At 54.2% G+C, this 12,149-nt stretch carries 9 protein-coding genes; 3 read left to right on the forward strand and 6 right to left on the reverse strand.

Going from position 1 to position 12,149, the window contains the following annotated elements:
- Positions 1 to 26: 26 nt before the first annotated feature.
- A complete protein-coding gene (locus tag HDF08_RS00230; protein WP_179636458.1) occupies positions 27 to 410 on the reverse strand; it encodes a nuclear transport factor 2 family protein in 384 nt (127 codons plus the stop codon).
- 101 nt (positions 411 to 511) lie between these two features.
- Positions 512 to 1,258 carry an SDR family NAD(P)-dependent oxidoreductase gene (locus tag HDF08_RS00235; RefSeq protein WP_179636459.1) on the reverse strand — a complete coding sequence of 249 codons (747 nt, stop codon included), beginning with the start codon at positions 1,256 to 1,258 and terminating at the stop codon, positions 512 to 514.
- A gap of 244 nt (positions 1,259 to 1,502) precedes the next feature.
- Here HDF08_RS00235 and HDF08_RS00240 point away from each other — a divergent pair, with 244 nt between their 5' ends.
- The gene (locus HDF08_RS00240; RefSeq protein ID WP_179636460.1) at positions 1,503 to 2,189 is read left to right on the forward strand and encodes a type 1 glutamine amidotransferase domain-containing protein; all 687 of its coding nucleotides are present in this window, start codon (positions 1,503 to 1,505) and stop codon (positions 2,187 to 2,189) included.
- A 204-nt stretch (positions 2,190 to 2,393) separates the two neighbouring features.
- The gene (locus tag HDF08_RS00245; protein ID WP_179636461.1) at positions 2,394 to 3,386 is read left to right on the forward strand and encodes an NADPH:quinone reductase; all 993 of its coding nucleotides are present in this window, start codon (positions 2,394 to 2,396) and stop codon (positions 3,384 to 3,386) included.
- Between the two features lie 442 nt (positions 3,387 to 3,828).
- Here HDF08_RS00245 and HDF08_RS00250 read toward each other — a convergent pair whose 3' ends face one another.
- From HDF08_RS00250 to HDF08_RS00265, 4 genes are all read right to left on the reverse strand, one after another.
- Positions 3,829 to 5,070, reverse strand: a complete 1,242-nt coding sequence (locus HDF08_RS00250; RefSeq protein WP_179636462.1) for an ATP-binding protein — start codon at positions 5,068 to 5,070, stop codon at positions 3,829 to 3,831.
- 249 nt (positions 5,071 to 5,319) lie between these two features.
- A complete protein-coding gene (locus tag HDF08_RS00255) occupies positions 5,320 to 5,742 on the reverse strand; it encodes a hypothetical protein (RefSeq protein ID WP_179636463.1) in 423 nt (140 codons plus the stop codon).
- A 303-nt stretch (positions 5,743 to 6,045) separates the two neighbouring features.
- Positions 6,046 to 9,351, reverse strand: a complete 3,306-nt coding sequence (locus HDF08_RS00260; protein ID WP_306459652.1) for a TonB-dependent receptor — start codon at positions 9,349 to 9,351, stop codon at positions 6,046 to 6,048.
- Positions 9,352 to 9,487: 136 nt separating this feature from the next.
- The gene (locus HDF08_RS00265) at positions 9,488 to 10,579 is read right to left on the reverse strand and encodes a LacI family DNA-binding transcriptional regulator (RefSeq protein ID WP_179636465.1); all 1,092 of its coding nucleotides are present in this window, start codon (positions 10,577 to 10,579) and stop codon (positions 9,488 to 9,490) included.
- A 56-nt stretch (positions 10,580 to 10,635) separates the two neighbouring features.
- Here HDF08_RS00265 and HDF08_RS00270 point away from each other — a divergent pair, with 56 nt between their 5' ends.
- Positions 10,636 to 12,036, forward strand: a complete 1,401-nt coding sequence (locus tag HDF08_RS00270; protein ID WP_179636466.1) for an MFS transporter — start codon at positions 10,636 to 10,638, stop codon at positions 12,034 to 12,036.
- Positions 12,037 to 12,149 lie beyond the last annotated feature (113 nt).

Genomic DNA, 12,149 nt, shown 5'->3' on the forward strand with positions numbered 1-12,149 from the left:
ATGGATGGGGGCCGGAAGAGATGCGATTATGGTTGCAGGAGAGCCATCACAGAGGTCGGATCCCAGAATGCTCGTACAAGCTCAATCTTCCCTTGTTCCGTACAATGCAATACGTCGATTCCGTCGAAATCACACGCACTCCCGCTCGGACCAACGGCCCTTCCAGTCCACTTGACCGCCGCAATCTCACCGATTATGTAGACATTGTTTTCAGTCAAGCTTACGAGCTGAAAGCTGGAGAATGTTTGCGCAAAAAAGGCGCGAATGACTTCTGCGCCGATCTTCGGCGGAGTTCCGACGGGGTCGTATAGCTCCGCGTTCGGACTAAATGCCGTCATAAGGCGATCAACATCCATCGCACGGATGGCCGCAAAGTATTCAGACACGGCATGTTTAGTTGATGCTGACATCGGGAATCACCTCTTTATCGTGAGCTCACTGTGAAGTCCGCGACCAAGTCACGGACAGTTGCTTGTGCTTGCGGCGAAAAGCGCAGCAAGCATTGAGCGACCTATTCGCCACCCGCGACGAGAATCAACTCGCCACTGATCCAACGAGAGTCATCCGACGCCAGGAAGACGACGGGCAATGCAACATCGTCCACCTCGCCCATACGACCGAGCGGCGTGATCGAGACGTAGTGCTTTTGCATCGGGCTGTCCTTGAGACCCGCTGCTATGAATCCTTCGGTCGTGATTACACCTGGGTTGAGCGAGTTGACGCGGATCTTGCGCGGGCCGAGCTCCTTAGACAGTACTTTCGTGATCGCGTCCACGGCAGCTTTGCTGGCGGAAGAAATAAGTGAGTTCGCCGGAGCCACGGAATTTACGCGGGAGCCGATATTGATAATGCTTCCCCCCTCTGCTGGGAAGAGAGGAAGAGCTGCCTTCGTGGTCAGAATTAGCCCCAAGACATTCAGGTTGTGCTCGTGATGATACTTAGCGGCGGTCACTTCCTCGATCGGACCGAAAGCATAAACCCCAGCATTATTCACGAGAATATCGAGGTGACCGTATTCTGCCTTCGTCTTTTGAAACAGCTCTGCGATCTGTTTTTCATCGGAAACGTCGGCACCCACGGCAATTGCGGTTCCTCCTGACGCCACAATGGCCGCAACGACTTGATCTGCCCCTTCTTTGCTGGTGTGGTAATTGACAACCACCGAAGCTCCCTCGGCTGCCAGACATTTAGCTGCAGCCGCACCAATACCCTTTGATGCTCCAGTAACAACGGCGACCTTGCCTTCCAATTTCCTCATTGAGTGTTCCTTCCAAAACTAAAGTGACTACATATGCAATGGGATGCGCCGCGTTGTGGAAACGATTGAGAAAGTTGTGGTTTTGCACAGTAGTTCTTTAGAGTGGCATGTTTCCACTCTTTCGAGGGTTGTTGACAAGGCATGTATGTCTCTTCAATATATGAAGTGAGTGGACATGTGCGCCTCTCGGTCAGCTTCGCACGATCAGGTGCAGGCTGCAACAAATCAGAATCATGGAGAACACATGAAAGTCCTTTTTATCGCAACAAGCGTTGAGCATGGATTGTGGTTGGCGGAGCTCACTCATCCCTATTGGCATCTGAGCGAACGCGACGTCGAGATCGACATCGCGAGCCCCAAAGGCGGCAAGCTGACGTGGTTCGCAGCGAGCGATCCCTACGATCCGAACTCACAAGAGGCCAATGACATCGTCAGCAAGGGCTTCCTCTCCGATAAGGCTCTGGTGGCAAAACTTGAAACGACTCTGCCGCTGGCAGGCTTGGATCTGACCAGCTACGACGCAGTGCATGTGGCCGGTGGTGGTGGCGCAGCTGTTGACCTCTATCCAAATCCGGACGTTGCCAAAACACTGGAGCATTTCTTCGCTGCCGGGAAGGTAGTCGGTGCAATTTGCCACGGTGCGATCTCTCTCGGGAACAACCCTGAGCGGATCAAGGGACGTCAGGTAACGGGCTACTCCCTCGCCGAAGACGTGGAGTTAGAGAAGTTCTTCGGCAAGAACTTCCTGCCGAACTACCCTCAGCCGATTTTGGAACAAGCCGGTGCGATCTACAGCTGCGCTGAGCCGAATGGGCTTCGCGTCATTGTTGACGGAAGGCTCGTCACTGGGCAGAGCCAATACTCAGCGTCTGAATACGCTCTGCAGCTTCACCATCTGCTGGCGGGCAGCAGCCCGGTTGTGATCGTGTAAGAGGAATTTTCAAGCAACCCGCGCAACCTTCGTGCTTAGGGGTTCGGCTGCCAACAGCCGGGCTTCTGAGTCGGGTGCGTCTCACAAGGGCGCTTTCGACTAGATCCGGTTCGCCCTATATGACGGCTTGATGGGCCTGTTCCAGGAGTTGCCAGATAGGGTACTCATGTTTGAACGCGTCGACGAAGAGCAGAAGGAGCCTTCTTGAAAGCAGCTTGGTACACGAAGAACGGCAGTGCCAGAGACGTACTGCAAGTGGGTCATCTAGAGAAACCGGAAGCCGGGCCGGGTCAGGTGCTCGTTCGTGTTCACGCGATTGGGGTGAATCCATCCGATACCAAGGCCCGGACAGGTATTCCCTTGCCAGTCGGAGTGGAGCGGATCATCCCCCATCAAGACGGTGCTGGAGTAATTGAAGCCGTCGGAGACGGCATTTCTCCGTCACGGATCGGGGAGAGTGTATGGATGTACGAAGCTCTCTATTCGGGTGGAACCGGTTGCGCTGCAGAATATGTTGCTGTCCCAAGTGCTAACGCAGTCTACCTTCCAGACGTTGTCCCATTCGAGATCGGAGCATGCCTGGGCGTCCCCGCTCTCACGGCCCATCGTTGTGTCTATGCGGATGGTCCGGTAAATGATCTGAAGGTGCTAGTAACCGGCGGAGCAGGGGCTGTTGGCGCTCATGCGATCCAGTTTGCTAAACATGGCGGTGCCACCGTTTTTACTACCGTGAGTAACGAGAGGCAAGTCGCTATTGCCAGAGCCGCCGGCGCGGACGTCATCATCGACCGAACCAGGGAGGATCAGGTTACTCGCTTAGGGGAGTGGGTCGGGAGAGCAAACGAGCGAATCATAGATCGCGTAATTGACGTTGCTTTCGGAGCCAACCTCGACACCACGATGAAGGTGCTCAAAGAGAACGGCGTGATCGCGACCTACAGCTCGGATGCGAAACCAGAACCAACGCTGTCTTTCTTTCCGTTGCTCAGACTAGGCGCCACAATTCGATTCATCTTCGTCTACAACATGAGCTCCGAAGCCCACCAACTTGCGATTGAAGCAACAAACAGAGGACTTCAGGAGGGTTGGCTGCAGACCACAATCGCAGCCCGATTCACCCTTGACCAGATCGAGGAGGCGCATGAGTTTTCCGAATCTAGCAAGAGCATTGGGAAAGTCGTTATCCTCGTTGATTGATTGGCGTCCCGATTACCCTCGACACGGCGCGATCTCGTTAGCAGTCGGAGTGGCACGCTATCCTGCCCTCCCAGAGCGCGCGCCTACAGTGGTATAACGCTGTCAAAGTTCTTGAGGTCCACGATCAGCAGTCCAGCTTGCTGATCGTGGAGATACACATCGGCGTAGTCCGGCGGAGTTTGAAGCGATTTGGACATCGTTCCTCCGAAATATGGCACCTTCGATTGTTGCGAGGAAAGGTTGGTTAGATCGTGCCTTTGCCGATAGCGGCAAAGGGATAATCGAGCTGGCCCCCACGGCCTAGTCCGGTGCTCCGCTTGGCAAAAGTTTGTCGCATCTTTGTCCCAAATACCTCCCATTGGGCCGGTTTTGCCGACTCTTCCGGCCTGTAAGTCTTTTTTTTGTATTTTAGCTTGGTATTCATTCCATGGCATGGAGTGAGTCAAGCCCATAGGCAAGACATAGGAGCAGCGAAGAGGCGGTCCCCGAAGGGGACGACCTTCGTTCCGTCATAGAGCACGAGCCCGAGTTTCAGACCATCACCGCAGGTATCCAACAGCTTCCGCATCCCCTTGAAGTCGCTCGCATGGACCGTTGCGCTCGCTTTGACTTCAATCCCGACCAGTGCGCCATGCTCATCCTCGACAATGATGTCGACCTCATCTTGATCCTTATCTCGATAGTGATGGAGCGTATAGCCTTCGTCGGACCATGTGATCTGCTTCATCACTTCGGAAAATACAAATGTTTCAAGCACCGCACCAAATGTTGAACGGTCCTTTGCTATCTGCTCAGCAGTCAACGCCAGCAAGGCGGCGAGCAACCCAGAGTCGACAAAATGCAGTTTCGGGGTCTTTATCAGTCGCTTCAGTTCATTACGAAACCATGGGGAGACGCGATGCACGAGAAACAGTTGCTCAAGAATGCCAATGTATTTTCTCGTTGTCTTATCGTCCATCCCGATCTGGCCGCCGATTTGAGTGAAGTTGGTGAGTTGCCCAGACTGATGAGCAAGCGTCTGGAGCAGCCGCGGTAACTGATCGAGCTTCTCTACTTCCGCGATATCGCGCACGTCCCGCTGTACGATCGCTTTCACGTAGTCGCGTGCCCAGGCTTGGCGACGCCGGGAGTCTTCTCTCCGCAGCATCTCGGGATATCCGCCCACCAGCACCGCATGGACAAGCTGATCCCCAACGATATCTGGCCCTGGCTTTACCAATTTGCTGTTGAATGCCGTTTTGAGGAAAGTGGGCTCTTTGCCTAGTATCTCGGCTCTGGAGATCGGCATCAGGTTTACGATCTCCATACGGCCCGCAAGACTTTCGGAGACTTGAGGCAAAGTGAGAATGTTCGCAGAACCTGTCAGAAGGAAACGGCCTGGCCTTCGGTCGCTATCCACAGATCGTTTGATGGCCCTCAGAAGTTCCGGAGCTCTTTGCACTTCGTCGATGGTGACCAAATCGAATCCACGCACAAAACCAGCCGGGTCGTTACGAGAGGCTTCGAGCACTGTGTCATCATCCAGAGTCACATACTCGCGTTCCTTGTCGGCAAACTGACGGACGAGCGTAGTCTTGCCACATTGGCGGGGGCCAATCAGCATGACCACGGGAGTATCCTTAAGCGCAGTGGCCACACGTTTGGCTGAGAATCGTTGAAAGAGCTGGAAATTGGTATCGGCCATCTCGGATTATTGTAGCGTCTAATCCGGATTAGAGTTCCGTCCAATTCGGATTGGACGCCCGTCTAAACCGGAAGGCAGAGAGCGTCCCAACGTGGTTCCGCAATCAGATAAGAGGCGATGCTTCTGGAGACGCGCGAACAATACGCGAACAATGCGCATCCCAAATCAGCCTAATTTGCCCCAAGCAGTCCTAAAATCGACCGAACATAAATGCTTTCTCTTCAAGTACATCCGCTGATTCCGGGCTACTTAGCTGAATTGTCCGGCAGCCCTGAAAAGGCCGGCGTCGGCGGTTCGATCCCGTCTCTGGCCACCATTACTGCTACACACTTCCTCCGAGTCTCCCAATACGTTGAATAATTCAACGTCCCCGGAGACTTGGAGTAGAGGACCATCGGGAGCTTCCTTCGGCGTAAGTATAAGCTGCCAAATATGTTTAGCCATAATCTGCCGTGCAATTTCGACATCGCCGTGCAGAAGCCTGCAAATCTCAGCGGCCTGATAACAGAGAATTTTTTTTAACTCCTCCAGAGACAGCGACAGCCTTTGCGGCTGATTCATCTCAGCCAAACGGTCGTCTAACCTTCCTATCTCCGCTTCGATGGTGGCCAATTTCGACAAAAGATTATGCGAATGCCCGATTGTCGCAATCGCATCGGTTACGCTATTCACTTGTATCTTCAATTCCTGCCGCTTCGCCTGAAGTGCTGCTACTCCGTTCGCGGCGCTGTCCGTCTATTCACGGAGTTCGTGCAAGCGACCCTGTAGTCGTTCCTGAAAATGCTTAAGTGCATAAGCAACCGCAACAGGGCTGAAAGTTCGGTTAGACAACCCGCGGAGAAGTTGGGCTTCAAGTCTGTCCCGGCGGATCAGGACGCTATTCGTACAGACTCCCTGGTAGCGATGATTTGGACAGCCGATCCCTGCAGATGAGTCTCGTGAAGCCGCCCATCTGCAGAGGTCTGGTGAAAACGACTAGAACTGGAACCGACCGCCCAGTTGAATGATTCGGCCCTGATGCGCTGTTTGCACGTAGCCTAAGGTCGAGTCATCAAAGCTCGGATCGGGGTTACCGTAGTTCGCGTAGTTGAGGATGTTGAGAGCTTCGCCGCGTAACGTGAAGGTCGAGTGTTCCGCACCCCACCACTTGATCTGGAAGTTCTTGCTCAGGCCGGTATCCAGCGTAAAGTAGCCAGGACCACGAAATGTGTTCTGCTTGTTGCCTTGCCCTTCTCCTAGACCAGACGGAGTGGAGAAGTCTGCGGCGCCGCCAGCAAACACAGAGGTTTGACTATAGCCGGCGCGTCGTTCGTCCGAACGGCTAAAGCTGCGCTTGGTGCCGCTATAGACAGGAAGATCGTATTGCACACCATCCTGGTTGTAGTCGTGCGCTCCGGAGGTGGTCGCGATGGAGAACGGAGAACCAGATTGAGCGATGATCGAATTGTTGATGCTCCAGCCGGACAACACTTCATTCAGTGCGGTCTGATGAAACTTGGCTGGAACTTCGTAAACCTGAGAGAGACTGAAGCGGTTGCGGATATCGCCATTCAGGTTGCTGTACTGCGAATGAATGTTGTACTGATCGGTGAAGGAAACATTTGGATCGCCGAGGGATTTACCCCAAGTGTAGGACGCCTGATAGGTCAGCTTTCCGATAGTTTGCCGCGCGGTAGCGATGAGTGCGTTGTAGTTGGAGATACCAGCGTTTCTGAAGAACTTGATCTGCGCAAAATCAGTGTTGTAGCGCTGATTGGCCGGGTCTGCGGTTAGGCCAGGATAGGTATTCACGTCGGTCTGAACGATCTGGTCGTAACCGTAGGACCCCGAGTAGAGCAAGCCGAAGACAAGCTTCGCAGGCATCTGCTGCTCGATTCCGATGTTGTATAGGACCGCCTTCTGCGGCTTTACATTTGGATCGGTTCCGTTGAGGCCATACGGCTGGGGGTTCCCGTTTGCGTCCAGCGGAGCGCCCTTCTTCGAAAATCCGAAGACAGGCACTGTCGGTAGAACAAAGCCGTAAGGATTGCCTCCCGGAGGCCCTTGTACCGTGCTGTTGCCGTAGAGCGAGGGTGTGGTGATTCCGAATTGGCTGATGGAGAGGCGAGTCGGCGGTTGTGTGGGGAGGTTATTGGCAACCAGGGTTAGGGTCAGGTCGTCGCTATAGAGGCCGGCGCCCGCATGCAACAGCGTGTTGTTGTTTGTTCCGGGGAGCGTATATGCAACCGAGGCCCGCGGAAGAAAGTTCTTGTTGCGCGAGCTTGCGTACACATTGCTAACCGAGACGCTGGATGCGTTTGCGACTTGTTGTTGAAGAGAGGATCCAGATCCGAGGACCACGTTTGCGTACGGCTCAGCATTCTTGCCGTAACTGGCCGGATTACCGTAGTCATCCCAGCGAAGTCCGTAAGTGAGTAAAAGATGAGGTGTGATCTTCCAGGCGTCCTGCGCATAGAGACCAAAGCGACTTCCCTGAGCACCGAAGAGCTGAGGAAGAAACTTGCCGTTCTGCGCCGATAAGGTGTAAATCTGTTGACCGTTCGTGACGTCGTCCAGGAAGTTATAAATTCCAAAGCTGAGTTGCAGAAAGACACGGCCATACAGCGCGCTTTGGTCGGCGAACTCGTTGTTATAGGATCCCTGGAAGCCAAAAGTCATGTTGTGCCTGCCTTTGACGTAGGACACTGTGTCGCGGCCATAGGTCTGGTGCTCTGCCTGCGTCTCTAGAAACTGCGACACGTTCCCGCCACCGCATCCACCGCATCCATTGACGTAAGGCACAGTCAATAAGACAGTGCTATGTGCCGTAGGCGCGTAATTGAAGGCGAAACGAGTCTGTCCGAAGCTTGCCTGGTTTAGCAGCGAGGAGCTGAATTCATGAGTGTAGTTTCCAGCGATGTAATACCCCGTGCTTGGGGTCTGTCCATCGTAGGTGGATTGAATTCTCGCGGAGACGCTGTTTTGGTCAAACCGGAAGAAGCTTGCGTAAAGACGGTCTTTCCCGCTGCGCAGGGTGTGATCGAGACGGAAGTTGTACTGGGCGCCATTATCCGTCTGCGGCGTGGCAAAGGGAGACTGCTGATTGATTGCGAGGCTACACGGAATTACCGTAGCGCTGGTGCCTGAGGGGTCGCAACTGGAGTCCACATCGCTGCCCCTGAGGGTGACCTGCGCATTCGAGATCGCCCGATCCGCAGGGAATGGCGCCAGCCCTTTTGCGATGTTTTGAGAGTTTGGATAGTGCGCCAACCCCCATGCGATGAAGTCGTTCGAGTAGTAGGTCTGAAAGCCCGCGTTGGGGGTTCCGACTTGCTGATTGAAGTAAGAGCCAAAGAAGAAGGTGCGATCTTTCCAAATTGGTCCGCCAAGCGCACCGGAGACGAACTGTTTCCGGAAGGGCGTCTTCACACCGAAGGGCGCCACGGCCGCGAATGGAGTACCGGTGTAGGTGTAGTCCGCATCGCCGTGAAATTTATTTGCACCGGACTTTGTAGTAATGCTGGTCTGGATGCCGCTGCTCGTTCCATTCTCGACGGAGAAGGTCGTCGTCTGAAGCGCAATCTCCTGGACCATGTCCGGGTGTGGAACGATCGTGACAGCTCCTGGGCCTGCACCGTTTGTATCTGTCTGCGTGAAGCCGCCGATCTGACTATTGACCGGAATAAAGTCGAGCAGATATAAGTTGCCAGCGTTGGAACGGCCGTTTGCGCTCTCCCCAGAAGTGGTGCGGTTGACGGGGATATTTACCTGTCCCTCATCGATGCCCGTCGCTCCTGGCGCGGACCGCAGTAAGCTCAACGTGGAACGATTCTGGAGTGGGAACTCTTCGATCTCACGGGCGCTCAAGGTGTATTGCAGACGGGTTTCGTCCAGGTTCAAGCCGTGGCTATCCTCGGCTGAAACTGTCACAGTGTCATTGGTACCGTTGATTGCGACCTGGATATCGATGCCAGCTGTTTGTTCCGTGGTAAGTTGTGCGTCTCGAACGGTCTTGGCGAATCCTTTAGCCTCTACCGTGACCCGGTACGGTCCGGGGGGCAGCCGGTTGAAGTAGTACTGACCTGAAGGACTGGACGTTGATGTCTGACTTATGTTGGTGTCCGTGTTGGTCAATATTACGGTGGCATTGGGCACAACAGACCCCGATGGATCCTTAATTGTGCCCTGAACATTGCTCGTAAACTGCGCAGACGCAGAGTAAGCGGAGAAAAACAGGGTTAATGCCAGTGCGAGGTGTCGAAGCTGTATTTGGCTTCGGATCATTCTGTTTGTTGCGAACATGCGGGCGCTCCTTCAAAGGTTTGCAAATGCGATAGGATTTGAAGCGCTTCAAATCACACGCGAAAAGGTAGCTAAGCAAGGAGAAGATTGTCAAGGAAAATCAGCTTTGCCTCGAATCAACCTGCGGATGAGCAACTCAGTGCCTCTTACCGATCTTATTCTGTCGAGGTATGCCGTCTTTCGGCTGACTTGTCGAGGCTCGGATACGCATCTCGGGCTCAACTAGTATCAGTGGCGGCTGTGCTTTGCCTTGAATGGCCTCAAGAAGGACGCTGGAGGAGAGCATCCCGATCTTGTCGAGCGGTTGGTGCACGGTCGTCAGGGAGGGACGTTCATACTCGGATGCGGGGATATCGTCATAACCGACGACGGAGATGTCATCCGGTACACGCAAGCCGACGCTCTGGAAGGCTCGCATCGCTCCCATCGCCGTCGAGTCGTTATAGGCAAACAGAGCCGTAAATGGGCGCCTTCGGGCCAAAAGTTCGTTGGCTGCATGATAGCCCACATAGCCATAGCGAGCCGAACCTCTCTCGTCGCCGAGTTCGAGCTGAATCGTTAAATCCGGGTCAATCTTGAGACCGAGCGCCTTAGCAGCTTTACGAATCCCCGCCCATCGTTCCGCAGTTGCTGTGCTTTCTTGTTCGCCTCGCATAAATGCGATCTGGCGGTGACCCAATTGGTAGAGATGTTCCAGCGCAAGTCGGGTGCCGCGCTCCTCATCCAGGCATAGATTGGTAGCGTTTTCGTGAGGTTTTCTACCGCCGATGCGGACTGAGGGCAATCCCAAGTCATGGTCAAACACTGTATTGATGAGGACAAGGCCCTCGACCCCTCTGCGCATGAGGGTTTGCGGCAGCCGCTCCAGCAGCGATCTATTCCAGCGATGGCTCGTGACGAAAAAGAAATACTCTGTTTCAAGCAAATGCAACTCGATGCTTGCGATCAATGTGGAATAATAGCCCTCACTTATGGCGGGAACGATGACACCGATCGTGTTACTTCGACCGATAGAAAGGGACCGCGCAAAATGATTCGGCCTGTAGTTGTACTCCGCAGCTGCCTTCAGGACGCGCTCCCGAGTCTTCAATGCAACCCCGGTCGATTCCACATCAGGACTGAGTGCCATCGAGACCGTACCTTGCGAGAGCCCCAAATGCTCAGCCAAAAACTTCAGACTCACAGTTTTTTTTGGTTTATTCATTTGAACCGCTTTATACGCCTCCAACTTCTTCTTTGCACAGTATCGCGAATGAGGTTGCGGGCGCCACTCCAATATCGTTTTTGCCCTTTAGCCGTGACAACGGCGACATGACGGGGCCGCTCTTAGAGGTACGGCGATCACGCTGGCCGCTACGAATTGCTTATGCGACGGGAGATGCCGGCTTCAATCTAGTCTGGGTCCTGTTCGATTCGTTTTTGATCTACTTTTATGCCGAAGTATTCGCGCTTCCAGCTTGGGCGCTAACGCCGGTTCTGCTGGCCGGAAGAGGTGCAGACTTCGTGTGCAGCCTACTGATGGGAACTTGGGCAGATCGCACCCGATCGCGATTCGGCAGCTATCGTCCCTTTCTCCTCTGGGCGGCCGCTCCGCTAGCATTGGCGACAGTCTTCTTGTTCAGTGCTCCGGCGGCATGGCCTGTCTTGCTGCAGCGCCACGTAGGGACAAGCCAAGGTGTTCGCTGGGCTTTTGCGACTGCAATGATCTTTGGAGCCTTTTATGCGACGGCTAACGTTGCTTACACAGCACTGCTCTCGGCAATCACAAACGATCCGAAAGAGCGGGTAGGTCTCTCTGCAGCACGCTTTGCTGCCGCCGCAGGATCGGTTCTTCTGGTGCAATCCTTTACCCTACCGTTGGTTGGACACTTTGGTCTAGGCCACGCTGCTCTCGGGTGGCAGCGCGTGAGTCTGCTTTATGCAGTTATAGGGTCTCTGCTGCTGATCGGATGCTTTGCCGGCACGCGAGAGATCGTTCAGCCACTGCCGGTGACAATAAATAAGCCAGCGCGACCACTGCTAGCGGTGATCCACAGCAGAAGTTTTATTCGGCTTCTGCTGGCTACTCTGCTTTCTCTCGCAGCACTTACCTGCCGCGGGACTATTACTCCTTTCTACGTAAGCTACAACGCAGGCCATTCAACATGGATTGGATTTACACTCGCCAGCAACTCGATTGCGGCTCTTGCCGCATGTATCGTTCTGCCATATCTTCGGCAAAATTGGCTACCGCCGCGAAGAATCGCAATCCTCGGAGCAATGGCAGGTTCGCTGCTTTGTTTGCCGCCCGCGGTTTGGGGCAACCCTCGCCTACCGAAACTTATCTTGCTGCAGATCCTCTTTGGAGTAAGCACTGGGACACTACTTCCGGCACTATTTTCCCTCTTCGCTGAACTTCCTGGACGTCTTGACGCAGCTGGAGGCTACAGAACAGCTGGCCTCATCGCTTCCGGCTCTCTAATAAGTCTCAAACTCGGTGGCGCACTCGGGGCCGTACTCGTATCTTCCAGTCTTGGACATCTTGGCTTCCAGGCTGCACCGACTCAACCGGGTCATGTCCTCGACGGGATCAAGTTTCTGTTTACTATCGTACCGGCAGGGATCTTTATGCTCACTTTCCTGACTTTGAAGATAGGAACTCGAGAAGCATCCTTCATCAAGGACAATTCGAAGGAGCAGCTTTAGACACCTCAATATGCAGCAACAAAACAGAGACTGTGAATTGCCGCTCCAGTTCCGAAAAGAGGTCGATGATAGCGGGTGCTCCCAGGATCGCAATCGAGAGCACCCACAATGCA

The organism is Tunturiibacter empetritectus, assembly GCF_013410875.1.
Classification (GTDB): Bacteria; Acidobacteriota; Terriglobia; order Terriglobales; family Acidobacteriaceae; genus Edaphobacter; species Edaphobacter empetritectus.